Source organism: Solobacterium moorei, from assembly GCF_036323475.1.
Lineage (GTDB): Bacteria > Bacillota_I > Bacilli_A > Erysipelotrichales > Erysipelotrichaceae > Bulleidia > Bulleidia moorei.
Window position 1 is genome coordinate 1,770,479 of the sequence record NZ_AP028934.1, and the last position, 20,850, is coordinate 1,791,328.

General features: G+C 36.3%; 31 protein-coding genes. 2 read left to right on the forward strand and 29 right to left on the reverse strand.

What is annotated here, in order from left to right; all coding sequences use genetic code 11:
- Positions 1-316 precede the first annotated feature (316 nt).
- On the reverse strand, positions 317-865 hold the full coding sequence (locus RGT18_RS08830) for a toprim domain-containing protein (RefSeq protein ID WP_028078046.1): 549 nt from the start codon (positions 863-865) through the stop codon (positions 317-319).
- 114 nt (positions 866-979) lie between these two features.
- Positions 980-1,231: a helix-turn-helix domain-containing protein gene (locus tag RGT18_RS08835; protein ID WP_051240974.1), complete on the reverse strand. Its 252-nt coding sequence runs from the start codon at positions 1,229-1,231 to the stop codon at positions 980-982.
- A 15-nt stretch (positions 1,232-1,246) separates the two neighbouring features.
- Between RGT18_RS08835 and RGT18_RS08840 the strand changes: the two genes are divergently transcribed.
- Positions 1,247-1,924, forward strand: coding sequence for a hypothetical protein (locus tag RGT18_RS08840; protein ID WP_028078048.1), 678 nt, complete (start codon positions 1,247-1,249; stop codon positions 1,922-1,924).
- 157 nt (positions 1,925-2,081) lie between these two features.
- On the opposite strand, the gene RGT18_RS08845 is transcribed toward RGT18_RS08840, so the two are convergent.
- From RGT18_RS08845 to RGT18_RS08860, 4 genes are all read right to left on the reverse strand, one after another.
- Positions 2,082-2,993, reverse strand: a complete 912-nt coding sequence (locus RGT18_RS08845; protein ID WP_028078049.1) for a hypothetical protein — start codon at positions 2,991-2,993, stop codon at positions 2,082-2,084.
- 54 nt (positions 2,994-3,047) lie between these two features.
- Positions 3,048-3,380: a hypothetical protein gene (locus RGT18_RS08850; RefSeq protein WP_156022811.1), complete on the reverse strand. Its 333-nt coding sequence runs from the start codon at positions 3,378-3,380 to the stop codon at positions 3,048-3,050.
- Positions 3,370-3,717 carry a hypothetical protein gene (locus RGT18_RS08855; RefSeq protein ID WP_028078051.1) on the reverse strand — a complete coding sequence of 116 codons (348 nt, stop codon included), beginning with the start codon at positions 3,715-3,717 and terminating at the stop codon, positions 3,370-3,372. The genes RGT18_RS08850 and RGT18_RS08855 overlap by 11 nt, the downstream gene beginning before the upstream one ends.
- 63 nt (positions 3,718-3,780) lie before the next feature.
- The gene (locus RGT18_RS08860; protein ID WP_051240975.1) at positions 3,781-4,194 is read right to left on the reverse strand and encodes a helix-turn-helix domain-containing protein; all 414 of its coding nucleotides are present in this window, start codon (positions 4,192-4,194) and stop codon (positions 3,781-3,783) included.
- 61 nt (positions 4,195-4,255) lie between these two features.
- Here RGT18_RS08860 and RGT18_RS08865 point away from each other — a divergent pair, with 61 nt between their 5' ends.
- Entirely contained in the window at positions 4,256-5,035 is a 780-nt protein-coding gene (locus RGT18_RS08865) for a hypothetical protein (protein ID WP_028078052.1), read from the forward strand.
- Here the strand turns inward: RGT18_RS08865 and RGT18_RS08870 are convergent.
- From RGT18_RS08870 to lepB, 23 genes are all read right to left on the reverse strand, one after another.
- On the reverse strand, positions 5,019-5,468 hold the full coding sequence (locus RGT18_RS08870; protein ID WP_338175914.1) for a hypothetical protein: 450 nt from the start codon (positions 5,466-5,468) through the stop codon (positions 5,019-5,021). The two genes, RGT18_RS08865 and RGT18_RS08870, sit on opposite strands and share 17 nt — an antisense overlap.
- Positions 5,440-5,640, reverse strand: coding sequence for a helix-turn-helix domain-containing protein (locus RGT18_RS08875; protein WP_338175915.1), 201 nt, complete (start codon positions 5,638-5,640; stop codon positions 5,440-5,442). Before RGT18_RS08875 ends, RGT18_RS08870 begins: the two co-directional genes overlap by 29 nt.
- A 51-nt stretch (positions 5,641-5,691) precedes the next feature.
- Positions 5,692-6,033 (reverse strand): hypothetical protein, encoded by a 342-nt coding sequence (locus tag RGT18_RS08880; RefSeq protein ID WP_338175916.1) that lies wholly within the window; start codon positions 6,031-6,033, stop codon positions 5,692-5,694.
- 123 nt (positions 6,034-6,156) lie between these two features.
- Entirely contained in the window at positions 6,157-6,495 is a 339-nt protein-coding gene (locus RGT18_RS08885) for a hypothetical protein (RefSeq protein ID WP_338175917.1), read from the reverse strand.
- 9 nt (positions 6,496-6,504) lie between these two features.
- On the reverse strand, positions 6,505-6,834 hold the full coding sequence (locus tag RGT18_RS08890) for a hypothetical protein (RefSeq protein WP_028078923.1): 330 nt from the start codon (positions 6,832-6,834) through the stop codon (positions 6,505-6,507).
- Positions 6,835-6,883: 49 nt separating this feature from the next.
- Entirely contained in the window at positions 6,884-7,063 is a 180-nt protein-coding gene (locus tag RGT18_RS08895) for a hypothetical protein (protein ID WP_028078924.1), read from the reverse strand.
- Positions 7,063-7,632, reverse strand: a complete 570-nt coding sequence (locus RGT18_RS08900; protein WP_028078925.1) for a hypothetical protein — start codon at positions 7,630-7,632, stop codon at positions 7,063-7,065. The genes RGT18_RS08895 and RGT18_RS08900 overlap by 1 nt, the downstream gene beginning before the upstream one ends.
- Positions 7,622-8,044, reverse strand: coding sequence for a hypothetical protein (locus RGT18_RS08905; protein ID WP_028078926.1), 423 nt, complete (start codon positions 8,042-8,044; stop codon positions 7,622-7,624). The genes RGT18_RS08900 and RGT18_RS08905 overlap by 11 nt, the downstream gene beginning before the upstream one ends.
- A gap of 29 nt (positions 8,045-8,073) precedes the next feature.
- Positions 8,074-8,880, reverse strand: coding sequence for a ParB N-terminal domain-containing protein (locus tag RGT18_RS08910; protein ID WP_338175918.1), 807 nt, complete (start codon positions 8,878-8,880; stop codon positions 8,074-8,076).
- The gene (locus RGT18_RS08915) at positions 8,877-9,671 is read right to left on the reverse strand and encodes a ParA family protein (protein WP_338175919.1); all 795 of its coding nucleotides are present in this window, start codon (positions 9,669-9,671) and stop codon (positions 8,877-8,879) included. Before RGT18_RS08915 ends, RGT18_RS08910 begins: the two co-directional genes overlap by 4 nt.
- Complete coding sequence (locus RGT18_RS08920; protein WP_338175920.1) at positions 9,668-9,850, reverse strand: hypothetical protein; 183 nt, start codon at positions 9,848-9,850, stop codon at positions 9,668-9,670. The genes RGT18_RS08915 and RGT18_RS08920 overlap by 4 nt, the downstream gene beginning before the upstream one ends.
- A gap of 14 nt (positions 9,851-9,864) precedes the next feature.
- Positions 9,865-10,902: a hypothetical protein gene (locus RGT18_RS08925; protein WP_028078933.1), complete on the reverse strand. Its 1,038-nt coding sequence runs from the start codon at positions 10,900-10,902 to the stop codon at positions 9,865-9,867.
- Positions 10,903-10,990: 88 nt separating this feature from the next.
- Positions 10,991-11,281 (reverse strand): hypothetical protein, encoded by a 291-nt coding sequence (locus RGT18_RS08930; RefSeq protein ID WP_028078932.1) that lies wholly within the window; start codon positions 11,279-11,281, stop codon positions 10,991-10,993.
- A gap of 303 nt (positions 11,282-11,584) precedes the next feature.
- Entirely contained in the window at positions 11,585-12,148 is a 564-nt protein-coding gene (locus tag RGT18_RS08935) for a helix-turn-helix domain-containing protein (RefSeq protein ID WP_277061848.1), read from the reverse strand.
- 116 nt (positions 12,149-12,264) lie between these two features.
- Positions 12,265-12,396 carry a hypothetical protein gene (locus RGT18_RS08940; protein ID WP_281169062.1) on the reverse strand — a complete coding sequence of 44 codons (132 nt, stop codon included), beginning with the start codon at positions 12,394-12,396 and terminating at the stop codon, positions 12,265-12,267.
- Between the two features lie 278 nt (positions 12,397-12,674).
- Positions 12,675-13,436 carry a nucleoside phosphorylase gene (locus tag RGT18_RS08945; RefSeq protein WP_051241020.1) on the reverse strand — a complete coding sequence of 254 codons (762 nt, stop codon included), beginning with the start codon at positions 13,434-13,436 and terminating at the stop codon, positions 12,675-12,677.
- A 13-nt stretch (positions 13,437-13,449) separates the two neighbouring features.
- Positions 13,450-14,373 (reverse strand): site-specific tyrosine recombinase/integron integrase, encoded by a 924-nt coding sequence (gene xerA, locus RGT18_RS08950; protein ID WP_028078435.1) that lies wholly within the window; start codon positions 14,371-14,373, stop codon positions 13,450-13,452.
- Positions 14,363-15,658, reverse strand: a complete 1,296-nt coding sequence (trmFO, locus tag RGT18_RS08955) for a methylenetetrahydrofolate--tRNA-(uracil(54)-C(5))-methyltransferase (FADH(2)-oxidizing) TrmFO (RefSeq protein ID WP_028078436.1) — start codon at positions 15,656-15,658, stop codon at positions 14,363-14,365. Before trmFO ends, xerA begins: the two co-directional genes overlap by 11 nt.
- A 3-nt stretch (positions 15,659-15,661) precedes the next feature.
- Positions 15,662-17,803: a type I DNA topoisomerase gene (topA, locus tag RGT18_RS08960; protein WP_028078437.1), complete on the reverse strand. Its 2,142-nt coding sequence runs from the start codon at positions 17,801-17,803 to the stop codon at positions 15,662-15,664.
- Positions 17,804-17,860: 57 nt separating this feature from the next.
- Entirely contained in the window at positions 17,861-18,616 is a 756-nt protein-coding gene (locus tag RGT18_RS08965) for a DNA-processing protein DprA (RefSeq protein WP_028078438.1), read from the reverse strand.
- A 46-nt stretch (positions 18,617-18,662) separates the two neighbouring features.
- Positions 18,663-19,289, reverse strand: a complete 627-nt coding sequence (locus RGT18_RS08970; protein ID WP_081659546.1) for a ribonuclease HII — start codon at positions 19,287-19,289, stop codon at positions 18,663-18,665.
- Complete coding sequence (ylqF, locus tag RGT18_RS08975) at positions 19,261-20,130, reverse strand: ribosome biogenesis GTPase YlqF (RefSeq protein ID WP_028078439.1); 870 nt, start codon at positions 20,128-20,130, stop codon at positions 19,261-19,263. Before ylqF ends, RGT18_RS08970 begins: the two co-directional genes overlap by 29 nt.
- A complete protein-coding gene (lepB, locus tag RGT18_RS08980) occupies positions 20,124-20,792 on the reverse strand; it encodes a signal peptidase I (protein ID WP_028078440.1) in 669 nt (222 codons plus the stop codon). The genes ylqF and lepB overlap by 7 nt, the downstream gene beginning before the upstream one ends.
- Between the last annotated feature and the right edge of the window lie 58 nt (positions 20,793-20,850).

The window sequence follows — 20,850 nt, forward strand, 5'->3', positions numbered from 1 at the left end:
CTTCGGGGCAATTTGCCCCCAGACACGTATGTGATGTCCCCTTGATATGTTTTAAAAGTAAGAAAAAGAGACAGCGTTTTTTGACATCTGCCTTTTACTTACACTTCTAACATCATACATATTTTAACACATGTAAATGTCTTAAAAATGTGCAAGAAATACCCATTTTACCCTCAAAAATCGCATTTTTTTACTTTTAGCCCAAAAAGTGCTGTTTTTTACCATTTTTATCTGTTTTTTTGTGTGAAAATTTGGTGAAACTTTTATATTTTTTATAACTTTACTGTCTGGGGGCGAAACGCCCCCAGAAAATATCTTATTTATTTTCTCCTTCTTGCTTTATCAATTCCATCTGTTTCTTTGCGTTTGAAAATCGGATAGCAGATATGATTGGAACGATAACCCCAAATACAGTAATTGTTCCATAGGTTATCCAATCAAACACCTTATATACCGCGTTCCATTTAAAAATCACTGCAGCAATCGCAAAGATAAAGAAACCTAAAATTAATCGTGGCTTTAGCACAAATGGCACCGGTAATGCTGCAAAGAAAGCAAATAAACAACCACCACTTAACGTTCCTTTCAGATTACGCCCTTCAACAAAATATCCAAATACCATTCCCAATAAAAACCAAATAAATGTAAATACAAATCTCATCATTTTTTCTTTTTGAAAATCAGAATAAAGTAGCAAATTATTATATCTATTTACTCTATCTTGATAAATTTGTTGTCTTTGCTTCTCTGCAGCTTCAATCTGCATCATTTTAGAAATCAGTTCATAATTAGGCATTCCGCACTTCGGACATTTTTCGGCTGTATCACTAAATTCATATCCACATTCATTACACTTTATCAGCATTCTCATCACCTCTATAATTATTTTGCAATTTGAAGTATACAAAAAAACGTACAATCAATACTTTTTTATCAATTACCGTTCATATACTCTCTGGGGGCGAAACGCCCCCAGACATTATTTTCTTTTTCTTCCCACCAACTCATCTAGCGATACATCCAATGCATCCGCAATCTGGATCAAATTATCAATGGATGGATTTTTTGTTTCTCCTTTTATGATTCTCCAAATCCTTCCTGCACTTACACCAGATTCTTTTTCCAATCTATAAATGCTCATGTCTTTTCTATCGGCAATTTCTTTAATATATTTCCCGTTCATCCTGTCCTTTCTTGATTGCAAATTTGCAATTATAATTATTTTAATCATTGGAGGTAATTCACAATGTCATCATTTGCGTTCAGAAATAAAAACTATAATATAAATTCAGATCATCCCGTTACTGCTAAAGAATGTACCGCAAAAGATGTACACTCTAATTTTTATTGCCCTAACCCAAACTGTAGATGCAAAATGATTTTAAAGGGATTTCACTCTAATCATCTCCCTCCACATTTTGCAAATCTTTCTTCTTCACCACATGTAGATAATTGTTCCTATTCAAACAATCACAGCAACTACTTAAAAACAAAACTGGATGACACTTCTTTTGATCCACAAATTTTCTTAAATATGATTTCATCATCAAAATCACAGTCAACTAACAGTAAGTTAGATCATGATAGTCATTACACAGAGCCGAATGAACACATTAATGAATCGCTTCCTGTAATCGTTTCAAATAATTTAGATCAAATTGAAAGCAAACTGTCGAAAAATAAAATTACTTCCCTGAGAATCCTTTATAAGGCATGTATAATCAATCCAATAACTACCCTACTTGGAAGTGAGCATATTTGGGAAATGATCTGCTTTGAAGCTACAGAGCATATTTATATCAAGTACATTGAAGGTGTGAAAATCATTAAGTGTACCCTTTCTTGTTTTAGAGATGATACACACACACAATTTATTTCAACTATCCAGCAGAAACAACTTCCGAAACAAGACGGTTCTTGTTAAAGGTTAAATGTCACAATAAGGAACTATATTCTAAGCTTCGCAATAAATTTTTTAATTATTATGAGCCTGTTTTAGTTTTCGGTGCATGGAAAACATTTGTAAACTCCGATAAAAATACGCAGCATCCTCGTGTTATAACAACCATATCATCCGTAAATCAGATCATTCCCGTTCCTAAAAGATAGTTCTTGCTCCATCTGTATTGCATTGAATTCATATTGTACAAATAAAGACAATCAATCTTGATTCCATTGTGCTTTGTTTCTGTGATCGTATATTCAAATGCATAATCTATGTCCAAAGTATTTTCTTGTTTGCTTTTCCAATCATCATCTATGTGTATCGTGCATTCTCGATCAATCTCATCCGGTATTCCAGAATCCACAAGCGCTTGCCATCCATCATCCAAGCTGTACAATTCAATTACGGAAGTATCTTCACAGCAGTCATCATATTGCAGCCCGTTCAAATATATTCCGCTCAAATAATTTTTTCCAAACAGCAGTGGTATATCCCGATGTTTCTTGATGAAATGAAATAACTTTTCTGTTCTGTTTTTTTCGCGCATTTTTAATTGCTGCAGGTACTCATGGATTGGCATATCTGTATTTTTTAATGCTGTCAAATGGTTATATGAAAGTTTTATCTGTTTCCCAGTTACATTCCATAAAAACAATGTTTCCTGCCACTGCATATTTTGCCAGTAATAACGCAGATCAACCAGTGTTTTAACAACAGTATCATATAGCTCATTTGATATATTACTCATTACTTTTTCAACTAGATTTTTATCTGGATCATTCAGTAGTTCCAAGTTAATTGGTTCTATTTCCTCTGTGGAATCTTGTATCTTTATATATAGCATCCCGCTTTCAACTATATAGTCAAAATGATGTATGCAATATATCTGTCCATTCGTTCTATGATCTTCAATGTTGAATGGTTGACCGATACCCTTATGTTCTTTCAGCCACTTTATTAATCTATTTCGATCATCCATATCCTTATCCTTTCTTCTGGGGGCGTTTCGCCCCCAGACATTATTTTCCTTTTCTACCAACCAGCTCATCCAACGTTACATCTACGGAAACAATAGAGCAATACATTCTAGAAATAGTGAAAATCATTGATTCTTCATATCATGCAGCATCATATCCACACTTACTTCTTGTTGGTTAATATACATATCCTGATATTTTTTAAGTAATTTATCCATAAAATGAATATATAATTTTTTATATGCTTGATTGATGTAATTACCAATAATCATTGTTGCTCTTCTATGAAGATAGAAGGGTTCATCATAGTTTTTGATTCCCCCTTGGATATCTTCCACACTAAATCCATCTAATATGGATGGTTTTTTTCCCGTTTTCATTTGCATTGATTTCAATTCTTCTAGTGTATATCCCGTAGCCAATTCATACTCTTTCATAGTGAATCCTTTATTTTTCATACCCTGCATCCTTTATCTCTTTTTCTATCATTTCATAGCTAACTTTTCTACCAGCCTCATAAATCTCTACATATTTCTTTCTAATTTCATCTTCATGTTCTTTTCTGTACTGTTCAAACGCAGCATCAAACATATTCCATATAAGACCTTCCGCACGTATTTCTGCATATTCCCTATTCCAATATGATCTGATTGCACATTCTATTTCTCTATTACTAAAACATGCATATTTAGCTACTGGAGTTCCTTTAAGACGGTTTCTAAATTCTCTCTGCAATTGTGTTAATTTATTAGATGTAGCAAGCACTTCTACATTCCATTTTTCTTCATCATCCATATCCTTATCCTTTCTTCTGGGGGCGTTTCGCCCCCAGGCTCACTTTTGCTTTGGAGCTGTATTTTAAATGTTTTCTGGCAGTTGTCTAACATATTTTCCCCAATTAAAATCTATTGCTTCAGACAATATTTCATAATCCTCTTCCGCAACATGTTCCTGTTGCATCAGTTCTTTTGTAATCTGCATATATGCTAGCATGTCAACGACCATGGATTCCTCATTGTGGTTCTTTATCATCCATGCACCCGCAACACATATACCTTGTGTTAAGTTCCATCCGTTATTTCTACCAACCAATTCATCTAGCGATACATCTAATGCATCCGCTATTTTGATCAACGTTGATATCTGAGGATCTGCTGTGTCTTCTCTCAGAATTTTATATAGCAGGCTGTTTGAAATCCCTGTCATCTTAGATAACTGATACCCTGTAACATTCTTTTCTTTGCAGATTCTTTTTATATGTTCGTGTAACATATTGCTTTCCTTTCTTAGTGTCAAATCAAGCGGTATAATATAAATATCTCGGAGGTTAGGCATGAACAATAATTTTAAATACGATTCATTTTACTATTCTATCGACAATCGTGATGATCACCCGTTAGATGAAGTTGTTGATTCATCTGACAGAGAATATGCGGAAAAATACAGAAATAATATCTTTTGCCCTTTTTGCCATTCTGTATCTTTATCTTTGGTAAGAAGTAAATCATCATTTTTAAGAGAATTTCCCAATCAGGAACATTCTGTTATTGATGGTCAGCAATGCCCATATAGTCTTGAAGTTGCAAAACCTAAGCAAACAAATGACTATATAAACTCTTTGCCTGTGAAAGATGTTAATCGTAAATTGGATGCTACGTTACGATGGTTATTTTTAAAAGATATAAAACCCGCCAAGAAATCTCCTGCCATCACCAGCTCAAAGCCAAAATTAGAAAACACTTTACTTACATTTACTACTCCCAACACAAATAGACATTTGCAAACACAAAAATACTCATTACTCCATTGGGGTAAAAACACACCTGTCAACACTCCTTTAATTACATACGGGAAAGTTTACTTGCAAATAATAAGCAGAAAGCAAAAATTACCAGATGGCTCAGAACATGCAATTTATTTTTTGGATGTACGGAAAGATGCTCATTCAAAGTCCATTACTTCTATTTACTTTAAAAATGATCCTCAATTTCAAGATGGAATATACTATGTCGTTGCTTATTGTGAATGCAGACCTCGACAAGTAAACAATAGAACCTACTATAACTTACATTTGGTGAATCCATCTTACCTAAAATTCACCAAGGTTTACTGACATTATTTTTATCTAATATCATTTCATAAGGAGTGCTTTGCCCTATTATCAGGTTTTCCCTTTTCTCTGTTAAAGCTAAGACTTTGGCATCCGTATCAAAAGCAGTAAACTCTAAACCGTTATCTGTTTGTCGTTCCCAATCAATCACTACATACCAGCATTCTCCACCTTTATATCTATCCTTATCAGTAAGCAATTCAGCTTTAATATTCCACTTTTTACATAACACATTCAAATTACAATCAATCTTTTTTATAATTCGTTCTTTCGTATAATACCGTTTTAATTTTTCCCAGGTTTCACATTCTACGATAATTGCATCATATTCTATAAGTTGTTTCACATCCTTATCCTTTCTTCCGGGAGCGACACCGCAGGCGTACCTTGGTAAACGCCCCCAGACATTATTTTCTTTTTCTCCCCACCAATTCATCCAACGTTACATCTAATGCATCCGCCAATTTTATAAGAGTACTAATTCTTGGATCAGATGTTACGCCTGTTTCAATTTCTGAAAGCCTTCCAGTACCCAGACTTGTCATTTTCGACAGTACTGCTAAAGTAAGATGCTTCTGTTCTCTATATTCTAGTAACTTTATTTTCATAATATTTCTATTTTCTTCATATCTCCATAATCACCTTTGAGGAAAATTTTCTCAAAATTCAAAAATTAAAGGATACACTTTCATAAATAAAATCGTTATTACAATCGCATATACAACCATTGTTACAGTAACCAAAAGCAAACGAGATATATATACTTTCTTGTCATCACACATTATTCGTATTAGAGCTACTTCACTAAAAATATATAAACTTGCCAAAACAAAACATTTCATATATAGATCAGATATCACTAACCAAAATGCCAGACTCAATATCAGCAACAATGTATTTAAAAGTAAATATCTTGTATAGAATTTTTCTTTCATCTTCTCCCTTTCTCTGGGGGCGAAACGCCCCCAAACATTACTTCCCTTTTCTTCCCAATTTTTCATCCGCACTCCTCAACTTTCTATAATTATTTTTCTTCTTAAATTTATCTTTCAAAAGTAACCACAGAATTAACGCCGCAACCAAATCAATTAAAGAAAATTTACAAAGTGTATTTTATGTTTTGCTTATCCCCGATCCTTGTCTTGCTCTTTGCAGCACTTCCATCTGTTTTCCAGTTTCTTCTCCCATTTTAAAAACAATAGTTTTAATGCATAGCAGATACAGTATGTTGGTATCAAAAATATCGAGCCTGTATAACAAATGATATTTGCTATATATTCTCCTTCCTTTCCAAATGTATATTTAATAATCTGCATATCAATATTCATAAATAATAGATAGATTATTGATAATTTTGTTATTCCAATAAAAATTTCTGCAACTTTATCATTTGTATCAGTAATTTTTGGTGCAACGATTGCAAAATGTAATGTAACAAGTAAGCCAAGTAATATTATTTTCATTTCCTTTCCTCACCTCCAGTGACCTATAGTATTTTTAGCACTGTCTTTAGTCTTAAAATAATGACTGACAATATGTTGAAATATTATCAATCCTGTCATAATTCCAAACAAATAATCTAATGAAGTCTCCTTCGAAGGATACATATGAAACCTCGGATAGACGACTTCTAATATGATTTTTATCTGTATATCCGCATAAACAAATAAAGCTATCCAATCTAGTGTTATCCAAAATATTTTTTCTCCTTTTCTCAATATTTCAAATGGAATATAGGTATCATAGTAAAGATGGGCAAATAACCATATATTAATAATTGCAAAATAAATCGCCAATTTCATTCCCTCACATCCTTTCTATCCTCTGGGGGGCGTTTCGCCCCCAAGCTTTTTATCTCACCATATACTGCTCTATCGGTTCATCATCACAGCCTTTAAAAATTGTTACAACATAATTGCTAGTATCTCTAATCTTATCCGCCCACTTCTTAGCTGCTTTCATATTACTGAACCAAGCAGAATCAAATGCTCTGTTATCTTTAGAAAGAATAACCATTAATTCATCGTCCATTATTCGATCTCCTTTGTAACATATCCACCAGATATCCCAGTACGTTCCGTTCTCCGTTTATCAATCGTATTTTTCCATAAAATACTACCGGGCATATCTTTATCTTGGTGTCCATAATAATCACAATGTAATAATTCAATTAATTTTTCTTCTGCTATATTCAAGAGTGTTTTTTCATCTGAGAATCTTTCCTTTTGATTGGTCATAGTACATAGGCTTTTCATATATCTTTTTATGATCACCCACCTTTCTTTTTCGTTTAGACCTTCATTGAAGTATGGAATAACATGTATTACAAACAAATAGTCTCTTGCAAATGATTCCCATTTCTTTAGATATGGATTTTGATATGCCATATTATCATCCGGTATCTTGACGATCGATCCACCAGTGCGATAAACATATGGTTCATAAGCATGCATGTTATAGATCAACTGATACTGATCATTAAGTATGATCAACGTATTTCGGTACTTCTCATTAATTAACAATAATGTTTTAAGGATCTTTCTCATTCTGTCTTTTGGACATCGATATTCCATCAGTATCTGCAATAATTTATTGTGCATTTTCCATTCCTCTTATGATACGGTGAAGTTGAAAGTATTCGCTTTCTGTAAATTCTTCAGCTTCTGATCTTCTTAATAATTCATCAGCATCAATATCAGTAGATGATCTTCCTTTAAAACTATCTGCCAAGAAGTTCAAGTCATCAGTAGGTAGCTCTCTTATTTCTTCTTGTATGTCATGACAACTGTCCTTAATCCATTCATCACGCATTAATTCAACAGGGAATAGTGATTTCAGCTCTGAAACGGCTTCAAACAATGTAAAATAGTCAATCTGCATTTTTTTGGTTTTTCGCTCAAATCGATAATTAATCGTTTCCATAGAGGCTTCCTCAAGATGCTCAATGATTATTTCCAGGCGTGAAAGAGCCTTTCGATATTCTGCTGTCAATCCATTATTTGAAATCATCATTTCATCCCCCTTCAGACAATACGTTGATACTATTCTTCGTTCGACATATGTTCCTGCAGATACATGCTCAATTCAAAGCATTTGCTTTGAAATGTATTTAATTCATCTTCAGATAAAGTTGCTAATACATAACTGTCCAGTTTTTCAAACTTCTTGATGCATTTATTAATCTGTTTGAGCAGTTCCTTATAGGCTTTCTCTTCTTCCGATACTTGCTTAGATTGTCTGATCTTCGCAATCGTTTCCGGATCTTCTTCAGCAAATTTAATTTCTCTATTTTTACTTGCTAAATAATCTTTTACATAATGTTCTTTAATTCCTGTGATCGAAGAGATTACCGTTGCCTTGCGTTTGCCTTCCCAGGAGAACTTTCCACTCATCTCCTGCTTTTCTAATGCATTCAACGTTTCATCAATGATCCTGTTCTTTTCATCTGCCTGCATATCACGATGAGCGTTAGCAGAAATCATCATCATTGTCTTCATATCACCTACTGCTTGTTTAACATAGGATACTGGCACATATCCGGTAATGTCTTCCCCGTTGTACGTATATGACTTCCCTGAATCTGCCAAATATTTCAATGCCGTGTATCTGCGTTCTCCGGAAATCAACCGTATCTCACTGCCTTCTTTCTGTGCAGTAAGTGCCTGGAACAGTCCGTATTGTTCAATGTTCTCAGCCAATCTTTGAACGGATTCTTCTTCTACTTCGTATGGATTCTCCTCTGATGGAAGAATTTCATTCAACTTTACTAAGTATGTCTTTAATGCAGCTGCTTTCTGCATCTCCTGATTGCTGTCCCCAAACATCTTTCCTAAATCTAAATTTGTCATGCATGCACCTCATCCTTTTGAATTACTTCTTTTGTCAAATTTCTATAGTCTTCAGCTACACCAGCTTTCATGTCGAATAGGGACTTCTTACTAAATTCTGCATCCTGCACTGGCTTCTGTTGGAATCGAATCTGTGTATCAAATACATCTTTTCCAAATGCTGCTCTTAACTGTTTTGCTCCTTCTTTACAGTTATTGTTTCGTGTCATCATTGTAAGGACAATCTTGAAGTTTAAAGGCTTGCTAAATGGCAATGCATCTAATGCTTGCACGCATACACCACGTGTATTCATAACTCCCTTCAATGTCTTTTCACTAATATTTGTAGGACAGATGATTACATCTGCCGCATAGATGGAGTTATAGGTCATCTTATTGATGGAAGGGTTATTGTCGATGATGATCTCATCATAGTCCAATCCCTTTAATGCATTTCCCAACAAGAAATCTGCACCACCTCTTCCCTGCATTTCATAGATGACAGTGAATAAGTCCATACTGGATGGGATCAAGTCAATGTTTTCGATCTTTGTATGCCAGATACAATCCTCTATCTTTTTGTTTCCTTTCAGATAGTCCACAATGGTTCCCTTTTCCGGGGGCGTTACGCCCCCAACATTTTCAGGTTGATCAAAATTGATGTGTGGCATTAAAGAAGAAGTAATATCCCCTTGTCCGTCTGCATCTACTACTAATGTTTTTCTACCTTCTTTTGCGTACCCTCTAGCTAGCATTTCAGCTGACAGTGTTTTGGAACAACCACCTTTGATGTTTAGTATTGCTGTGATCATATTTCTTCCTTTCTGTTTTGTGTGTATTTCTGATAGACACTCAATCTTGTTTCCACTTTAAGTAAATCATCTATTATAGATTCCAATTCTGCCTTCCCATTTACAGAAACCGTAGATTTTGCCGCTTCATTCACTTTATAAATCACCTGCTGTAGTTCTATAACTATCTCTCTGTCCATAGCAGTTTCCTTTCTTAAATTCCATACCGGTATTTCATCCGGAATTCCTCTATTTCTTTATCAAAATCTTCTATGACGGTATCTATGTTTTCCTGTACCCGGATAACATTCATGAATATTGAGAAAGATAGTTTTATCTTCTTTCTGCCACCATCAATAGGATGATTTGAGAATCCTTGTTTCATCTTATTTGCATACCGTTTTGCCAATGCCATGAAGTGGTCGTATATCTTCCCTTCTTGTAGGAAATAACCATCTCTCAGTGCAATCCACTCCATCTGCAGTTCCTGTTCTATATGTTGTATGGCTGAATTTATCCTGGTTAGATTGATGTTTTGATATTTATTCAACCAATCATGACGTTTCAGCTTTGGAAGTAGGAATGTTTTGTTAAACTGAATCTTCAATTTAACAAATGCTGCAGCAATACACTGACGTATATGGCTTAGCAATCTATCAAAGCCTATTCTTTCTTTTCTGGTAGAACGCTTTCTAGCATAACCATCTGCCGTAAACATTCTGCTCTTTAGGCTGAAGTGTGATGTCCATGTCTTACGGAGATCACCTGCCTTTACAATTCTTCTAGCTTGAGGATCATCTGCTTTGCACAATCTGCCAGTTACTGTATTTTGAAATCTATCGGACTTCCAAAAATCTTCATAAACAATAGGTTCTTCACTGTAGTAACGTTCAGAAACAAGAATCTGTAAATAACGTCCCTTTCCTCTTGTTTCTAGCCAAGCTGCATAAGGCAAAAGTCTCTCAGAACCAAATAATTCAGACATGAGAATGCGGACACACTGCTCAACATCCACCAAGGATGCTGGTAATAATACTTCTAAAGATTTTGCTTGAATATTGATTGTCTGGGTTCGCTTGCCTGCTCTACTGAGTTCAAACTCTTCTAACTGACGGAAGAATTCCTTATAACCCAAAGATGAAACAGTAGCATCAACCACCAACTCTCCAGGAATAGCACGCAACCACTCGCTGATACTAAGAACAGACTGAAGATCATCATAAATATTTGTCTTATTGAAAAATGTTTCCATAAAGCTCCTATATTCCATTAACTACACATCATAGGTTTCCTATGTTGTTTTTTTATTTATCAAATTGTTAAAAATCTAAATATATTCGTTAAATTTCATTCTGATTTTTAAGTGTTTGTACCATCTTTCTGATGAAGTTATCCGGGGTTGATCCAACTGCTTCAGCGTATTTGCAAATGAATCTGAGCGTGATGGCTACACCTTCTCCCTTTAGTTGATATGCAATCGTTTTACGTGTTAATCCTGTTCTTTTTTCCAATTCAGTTATTGTCAGCCTTGTACGCTCAATGCCTTTGGGAACATTTCGTTGCCGATAATCTTCTAATAAATACCGCTGTACGGCGGCATCTATCTCCGTTCCACTCTTTCTACCTTTCATCTTTCTATCTCCTTAAATCACTTTTAAACGTTGTCTGATTGATAAATTCAGTCGTTTAATGTACTATTTATATGTGCAAAGAGGTATCAGGTCGCGCTGAGGGTATCTCACTGAGGGTATCTCACTGAGGGTATCTCACTGAGGGTATCTCACTGAGGGTATCTAAGTATCTCTGAGTATATCTGAGTATCTGAGTATCTGAGTCCTCTACATATGCACTATATTGAAGGCTATTAAACCTTCTCCCTTGATCACAGAACACTCTAGCTTGGTAGGCGATGGGTAAATGTTCATGTGATTTTTTTATTCTCTTTTGTTTTCTTTAATGATTCGATAGATCGTTGCTAAATGTACTTTAAATCGTTCTGCAAGATCTTTACTGCTATATCCTTGCTTATTCAATGCTAAGATAGATTCTTTATCATCTTGCGTTAATCGCTTAAATGTAGAGCGTTTTACAAGCCCTTCCAGATGTAGCATGATTACCGGAATACTATGATTTGTTATCCTTGCAATTTGTGCCGGCTTTTTCCCTTCTTGATATAATTGACGGATATATTGATGTTCATCATCTTTGATCTTATGAACCTGCTTTCTTACATCCTTTAATACCTTTGCGATTGTCGGCTCTGTCCATCCGGTTTTTTCACGGATTTCTTTAACAGATAAGCCTTCTTCCCAAAGTGCATGGATTCTCTTATCATCTGCTTCCGTTAGTGATGTGCGTACATATTTCCCTGCAATCACATTTTTCACGGTTGATTCGGCTATATCCAAAACTCCAGCAATGACATTTGGATCAACGTTTTGTATATGCAACTCTTCTATTTTCTTAACGATCTTTTTACTGACTTTTTCCAATGCCATTAGCTTATCCTCCTTTCTCAAAATAAAAACAATGCGACCAAGAGTTATATTTCTCTTAATCACATTGTTTAATGTTTCTATGCGATTTGAGTTATACCACTCTTTTCGCATTTATCTTAGAATTTACGCTTCGAGACTGTAATTGGTAATACGAATGCTAATAAAGCTTGAATAATAACAAGAATTGTAATTACACCAACATATCTACCATTATCCTTAATTAGCCGAAATACATTTTTCAATTTCATAAAAATGTCCCCCTTAAACACTATTCAAAATTGGTTATACCGATCAACCCTTCTTTATAAAAGATTTTAGTACCAAATTTTATATATATATCCCAATATTATTTTTGAAAATATTAAATTATTTACTTGATATTTGAAAATATTTTCATTTTCACCGATATATTTTGAAGGATATTTGAAATTCTTAAGAATACTGCGACCATATAATTTATTGTAAAAAAAATGACTATACCAATACTAGTATCAGTATTCTATAGTCATCTCTATCGAATCACAATTTATTCTCGCAACAAGCTCTTTGCTAGTTTTACTGCAATATCGAAATACAGGAATCTTGTATCTCTTTCGTTATCCCCAAGGATACGTGGTGCCCACTCTAACTTACTTAGATCATCTGCAGTATATAAGAATTGGTATAACTCATATCCTCTAAAATCTGTGACTGCCTGCAATGCTGCACATTCCATTTCTACACAGATACAGCCTTCTTCAACGCGCTTGTTTTTCTGATTCACTGTCTCACGATAGAAACAATCTGTTGTCCATGTTTTACCAAAGACGTATTCAGCACCTAGTTCATCGAATAGTTTGGCAATTACATTCGCATTCTTCACACTAATATAATCGCTTGCTGAAGCGTAGTGATAACTGACACCTTCATCACGATATGCGTGCGTTGGAATAATACAATCCCCTTCTGGAATTTGTACCAGTGCACCACATGAGCCAAAGATAATAAACTTCTTTACACCGAAGATAACTGAAATTTCTTCAATTAATCCACTGGCACCGACTGCACCCACCTCATTTTGATAGATACCGATAGATGTATCTTTATAACGATATACCGCATGTTTCCCACTGGCAGATCCTGGCATCTTTTCCATAGGTAGTTCTGTTAAATCTCCAGAAGAGATGAGTTCGTTCATCACCTTGTGAGAGAAGATACCGATACATACATCTAAAGTTACTGAATTTCGTGGATATAGTCTTTCTGGCGAAATAAATACATCACTGTTATCAAATGAATCTGTAATCATATTTACCTCTTTCTTATTTCGCACTCTTGGAGTGTGGGTGTGCTTCATCCACGACTTTACGGAGTCGATCTTGTGTAACGTGGGTATAGATTTGCGTCGTACCAAGATTTTCATGTCCCAGTAATTCTTGTACGATACGTAAATCCGCACCATTATCTAGCATATGTGTCGCAAAGCTATGACGTATCATATGGGGATGGATATGAATTGGAAGATTTGCGTCTTCCCCTGCTTTTTCACAGATGAGCTGAATACTTCTAGCAGAAATAGGTCTACCATTTTGATTCACAAAGAGAATATCGTGTTCGTGAGTCTTCTCCATGAATGTCCCTCTTGCATTATTCATATAGTATTGGATGAGCTGTTTACATCTTGGATAGAATGGAACCATTCTTTCTTTACTCTCTTTACCAAGTACTGTTAAGAAGCCTTCTACTAGATTGATGGATGATATTTTTAAACCCGCACATTCACTGACACGTAAACCACATGCATACATGACTTCGATAATACAGCGATTGCGTATTTGTACAGGATTGTGTAAATCAAATTGATTTAACATCGTTTCCATTTGGTCAAATGTTAAAAATTCAGGCAGCTTACGACGAATAGAGCCACCCTTAAAGATACGTACTGGATTGGCTTTGATTCCCTCAAAGCGATTTAAGTAACGATAAAAGGATTTTAGAGAAGAGAGATTACGAGCGTAACTACTATTGGAAAGTGGCTTGCCACCAATCTCACCATCACGCAATTGCGTGATGTAATCACTGACATCTGTTTTTGTGACATGTTCAAAAGAATCGATGCGATGTTCGCGGAGATATTCTAGAAATCTCTCTACATCACGACGATATGCGTTTTCTGTATCTTTTGATCCCGTGCGAACACGTGCAATCTGTCGCAAGAACCGATCCAATGATTTCTCAAAGTTCATCCTTTTCTTTTAACTCCTGAATGATTTTTAAAGCTTGTGGAGCGTAGGCGGCTTTACGGTCTTTCTTCTTCACTTCACCTTCTAAGTGCATAATACCAAAGTTTGCGTTCATTGGTTGGAAGTGATTTGGATCTGCATGCGTAATATAATGTGCCATTGCGCCCATCATTGTATTTACACCAAGTACTACTGGCTCTTCACCCTTTAGTACATGGGCCATATTAATACCTGCTAGCATTCCTGATGCAGCGGATTCTACATATCCTTCTACACCTGTCATTTGTCCTGCAAAGAACAAGTCATCTCTATCTTTAAACTGATATGTTTCGCGTAGATAGATTGGTGAGCAAATATATGTATTTCGATGCATGACACCATAGCGAACGATTTCGGCATTCTCAAGTCCTGGTATCATCTGAATAATACGTTTCTGTTCTCCCCACTTGAGGTGTGTTTGAAAACCAACGATATTGTACAAGGATGCTTGTGCGTTATCTTGGCGTAACTGTACAACTGCATAAGGACGTTTCTTGCCTTCTTGTTCAAGTCCTACTGGTTTCATTGGACCAAAGAGTAAGGTATCTCTTCCACGTTTTGCCATGACTTCAAATGGCATACATCCTTCAAAGAATACTTCTTTTTCAAAGGCATGTACTTCCGCTGTTTCTGCTTGGATTAGTTCCATGTAGAACGCATCAAACTCTTCGCGTGTCATAGGACAGTTAATATAATCTGCTTCACCCTTATCGTAACGCGACTTCTTATAGGCCTTGCTAAAATTAATGGATTCTGCAGTTACGATTGGTGCGGCCGCATCATAGAAATAACAATAGCGATCATCAATCAGAGTACCGATAGCCTTCATCATACCTTCAGAACTTAATGGCCCTGTCGCGATAATTGTTGGTCCCTCCGGAATCTTTGTTACTTCTTCTGCAATCACTTCAATATTGGGATGATTGCGTATCGTCTCTGTGACTGCCTTAGCAAACTTTTCACGGTCTACTGCTAAAGCACTGCCTGCCGGCACCTTGTTGTTATCAGCTATCTGCATGATCAATGAGCCAATCTGACGCATCTCCTCTTTCAAAACACCGACTGCATTTGTGAGTGCGTCAGAGCGTAATGAATTGGAACATACCAGCTCCGCAAAGTCATCACTATGATGCGCTGGCGAATGCTTCACTGGTTTCATCTCATAGAGACGAACATGAAATCCTCTTTTGGCTAATTGATATGCGGCTTCACATCCTGCTAAGCCTGCACCGATTACTGATACATCCATTGGCTATTCCTCGTTTTTCTTTGTACGTTTTGTTGTTGTCTTTTTGGCAGTTGTTTTTTTAGTAGCTGCTTTCTTTGTTGTCTTCTTAGCCGATGTCTTCTTTGTTGCCTTTGTTGTCTTTGTTTCCTTTTCTGCCTTGGCCTTATCCTTCTTGGAGACAATACGTTCTCCTTCTAGATTTTCCATGTAATGACACTTAGGGAAGTTTGAACAACCTAAGAAATATGTTCCATAACGACTCTTACGTTTTAATAGTTCACTGCCACAATCAGGGCACATCTTACCTGTTGGTTCTGGCTTTTCTTTTTCTGGTTTATCAATTTGTCTTGTATATCGACACGTTGGGAAGTTTGAACAAGAGATAAACTTACCAAATCTACCTGTACGATAGACAAGTTCGCCACCACAATCAGGACAAATTTCACCAACCTTTTCCAACTCTTTCTTTTCCATGTTTTCGTATGCATGTTCTAGTAATGGTTGGAAACGGTTATAGAAGTCTTTTAATGTTGTGACTTCTTCTGCTGTACCATCTGCGATTTCATCTAACGTGGATTCCATCTTGGCAGTATAGCGAACATTGATAATATCTTGGAAGAATTCATCTAGCTTCTCCGTTGTTAGGATACCCTGTTCTGTTGGTTTGAATACTTTTGTACGACTGCTTTCAGAAGCCTTCTCTAATGTTACGTAGCCTCTTGCTTGAATTGTATCGATAATCATCGCATATGTAGAAGGTCTACCGATTCCATCTTCTTCAAGTGCCTTGATTAACTTGGCTTCTGTATATCTTGCTGGTGGTTCTGTGAAGTGTTGGTTCGCTTTGAGTTCCTTTGCGGCGATTTGTTCTTGTTCTTCAAAGGATGGTAATACGACATCCTTACCAGATTCATATTCACCATATACCTTTAAGTAACCATCAAACTTCATCGTGCTTCCAGAAGCAGTAAAGTCATAGCCATTCTGACTGAGTGTTAATGTGAGTGAGTCGTACTTCGCTGCCGACATGAGTGATGATAAAGCACGCGCATAGATCAATGCATATAACTTATACTGTTCGCTTGTTAAGTGCGCCTTTAGCTTTTCTGGGGTATTGGCAAGACTTGTTGGACGAATTGCTTCGTGAGCGTCTTGAGAATTTGCATCATTACTTACATGGTATCTACCCAGATACTGTTTCCCATATTCATTTTGAATGAGTTCTCTAGCACCATTTACATATACATCTGATAAACGTGTACTATCAGTACGCATGTAAGTAATCAAACCTTCTTGACCATTTCCTACGTCTACACCTTCATATAACCGTTGTGCGATTGACATCGTACGCTTTGCGGAGAAAGAAAGTTTCGTGGAAGCTTCTTGTTGTAAAGTACTTGTAATAAATGGTGGACGTGCTTCACGCTTACGTGTTGTAGACTTGATATTAGACACAACGAAATTACCCTGACATGCATCATATGCTTTCTGGGCTTCTTCTTGTGTTTTTAATTCTGCTTTTTTTCCATTGATCTTTGCAAGGCTTGCTGAGAAATCGATCTTATCCTTGTGAAACTTCGCATCTAATGTCCAGTATTCTTCTGGAATGAATGCTTGGATTTCTTTTTCGCGTTCAACAACTAACTTCAACGCTACTGATTGTACGCGACCAGCAGACTTGGAGCGAATCTTATTATGTAATAGCTTTGATAACTTAAAGCCGATAATACGGTCTAAGATACGTCTTGTTTCTTGGGAGTGTACAAGGTCCATATCAATTGCACGTGGAGATTGGAACGCTTCTTGTACTGCATTTTTTGTAATTTCATGGAACGTAACACGATCGATTGCTTCTTCAGCTAGTCCTAACTCTTGGGCTAGATGCCAACTAATAGCTTCCCCTTCACGGTCTGGGTCGGTTGCTAGATATACACGCTTTGCTTTGGCAGCTTCTGCGCGTAGTTCTTTTACTGTTTCTTTTTTATCCTTTGATATCTCATAGGTTGGTGCAAAATCATTTTCAACATCAACACCAAGACCCTCTTTTCCTCTAGTCGCTAGATCTCGAATATGTCCCTTACTTGAAACAACAGTATAGTCTTTTCCTAAGTACTTTCCAATCGTCTTTGACTTTGATGGTGACTCCACAATCACTAAGTTTTTCATGTTAGTTCCTCCTTGTGCAAAATTCTTTTCCAAGAATAGCCGAAAAATTCTGATTTTTCAATCATCTTTTTTCGGAATCATCTCTTTTATCTGTATCGTATCGTATAAAATCTGTGCTCCATCCGCAATTAATTTGTTACAACCCATCCCCTGTTCACTGCGATATAGATGAGGAAATACATAGATATCCTTATCTAATGCGATGGCTTCATTTACAGTGCACATCGTACCTGAACGTATCTTTGCCGCAATCACAATCACACTTTCTCCAAGCGCCGCTAAAATGCGATTACGCCATGGGAAGTGATGCTTGCGTACACCTGTACCAGATGGATATTCACTTAATATTAAATCTGTCTTTTGTAACTGTTGATAGAGATGCTCGTTTTCATATGGATAGTGAATATCTAAGCCGCTACCGATAACCGCAATCGTATGACCGCCTTGAATTGCCATGGTATGTACATAACCATCAATCCCTTTGGCAAGTCCAGAAACTAACACAAAACGTTCTTTTAAGTTCATTACGCTTTCTTCAACTAACCACTTTGCATAATCAGTCATTTGTCGACTGCCGATGATCGTTAACATTGGCTTACGCAATAATGAAATATCTCCACTATAAAATAATACCCATGGAGGAAATCGTAATTTTCGTAAACTATCGGGATACTCACTGTCGTAAATTGTAATATACGAGTCTTTGATTGGAATGTCAATTGCTTGTACATCATCTTGTAAAGCTTTCGCAATCGTATCCCAATCTCCTTGGTACATTACTGATAGTGTAGCTAATTTTTTTCTTTTGTCCATATAAAAACTCTCCTACCTATTTATAGAAGAGTTTCTTGTTTATTCCCTAGAACAATTTCATCTTCATGTATTCTTCCCGTACAGGGCCAAAACTCTTACGATGAATCTTGGTTACCCCATAGGTATGTAAGGCTTCCATATGTTGCTTGGTTGGATAACCTTTATGCTTGGCAAAGCCATACTCTGGATATTCTTTATCGTATTCCAACATCACACGATCTCTTGTAACTTTCGCAAGGATACTTGCAGCTGCGATAGAGATGGATTTTTGATCACCCTTTACAAGTGGGATGATTTCTTTTCCCTCAATTATTAATGGCATCGCATCTGTTAATACGATTTCTGCGTCAGAATGGATGGCGATTTGTTCCATTGCGAGCTGATCTGCACGATAGATATTGTACTTATCAATATCTTCTGGTGATACCTGAATGATTTCAAACCATAGTGCATCCTCTTGAATCTGTTCAAATAGTGCATTACGCTTCTTTTCACTGATAGATTTGGAATCATAGATATCTGGGTTTTCATATCCTATTGGAAAGACAACACCCACAACTGTTAATGGTCCAGCTAGCGGTCCACGTCCTGCTTCATCAATACCGACAATCAATTTCTCAAGTGGCCAATATTGATGTTCATATTCATTCGGACAGATTTTTTGGTTCTTCATCAACTCTCTCCAATGTTAATCTACCCAATTTCCCATGGCGTAGTTCCGTTAAGAATAACTCCGCAGCACGCTTTACATCTAATTCACTATCTGCTTTGAGTAAGTTTCTCTTTTTCGCAATTGCCTTTAACATGCCATTTGGATTGACTTCACCACTATCATAGATTTCTTCCAATAGATTTGGATAAAGATCTTGAATATAGTGAATGGCATCCATAGCTACCATTTTACGGTCTAAGATATCATCATTGATAGAACCGAGTGCCGCAAGTAAGGAACCTGTCTTTTCATCATCAAACTTTGGCCATAGTACACCTGGTGTATCTAATAAATCTAAGTTTGAATCTGCGTGTAACCAGGTTAAGGAACGTGTTACACCTGGCTTATCTGCTGCCTTTAATGCGTTCTTACCGTTAATACGGTTAATCATCGTCGACTTACCAACGTTAGGGATACCACAAGCCATCGCACGAACTGCACGTGGGCGTATTCCTCTCGCAATCTGTTTCTGACGCTTTTCTTCCATGAGCTTGATTGCTTCACGGATAATCTTTTTACCACACTGTGAATCTCTCATTAAATCTAAAGCTAGACATGCATTCTCACCTTGGCTTAGATATTCTACCCACTTCTTTGTCTGAACTGGATCTGCCATATCAATCTTTGATAAAACGATTAAACGAGGTTTTCCCTGTGCCATCTGCTTTAACATTGGATTGACAGATGCCTCAGGAATTCTAGCATCCCGCAGCTCTATCAACATATCAACCGACTTCAAGCGCTCCGTCATTTCACGACGGGCTTTTTCCATATGTCCCGGATACCACTGAATCTTTACCATGTGTATACTCCAAATGCCTTAAATGGATAGATTATAAATACACCCTTGGATACAATATCGGACTTGTGAAATGCACCATAGTAACGTGAGTCAGAAGAATGTGGACGATTATCTCCCATACAGAAGTATTCATCCTCTCCAAGCTTCTCTGTCTTAAAATCACCGGTGAATGTTCCAGGATATGTACTTGTATAAGACGCATCTAAGAATGGCTCTTCTACTGGTTCTCCATTTATATAGAGTTGATTATTACGATATTCAACTGTCTCACCAGGCAAGCCAATGACACGCTTGATGAGATATTCTTTTTTCTCTGCTAGATAAACAATGACAATATCAAAACGCTTTAATCCTGTTAAGCGATAGCCAATTAAATCAGAAACGCCAAAATACCCATCTTCTAATGTGTTATACATGGAGCTTCCTTTTACCTGAATTGGTCTAACCACAAAGTTCACAATAATTAATACCACCGCAAGAGAAATAAATACTTCTTTAAAGAACGAAAAAATCGTACTTTCTTCCTTGTTATCTTTCTTCTTTGGTTGGTTTTGTTCATTTCTAATTTTTCCCATATCGATGACAGTTGTCTCATCTGTCAATCGTTCCATAACTCTTGTTTCATCAAGCATTTCTTGATCTTTATTCATATCCGTATTCATATCATGTACCTACCATTGAGTATTATATCAAAAAAAGAGAGAATAATTTCTCTCTCTT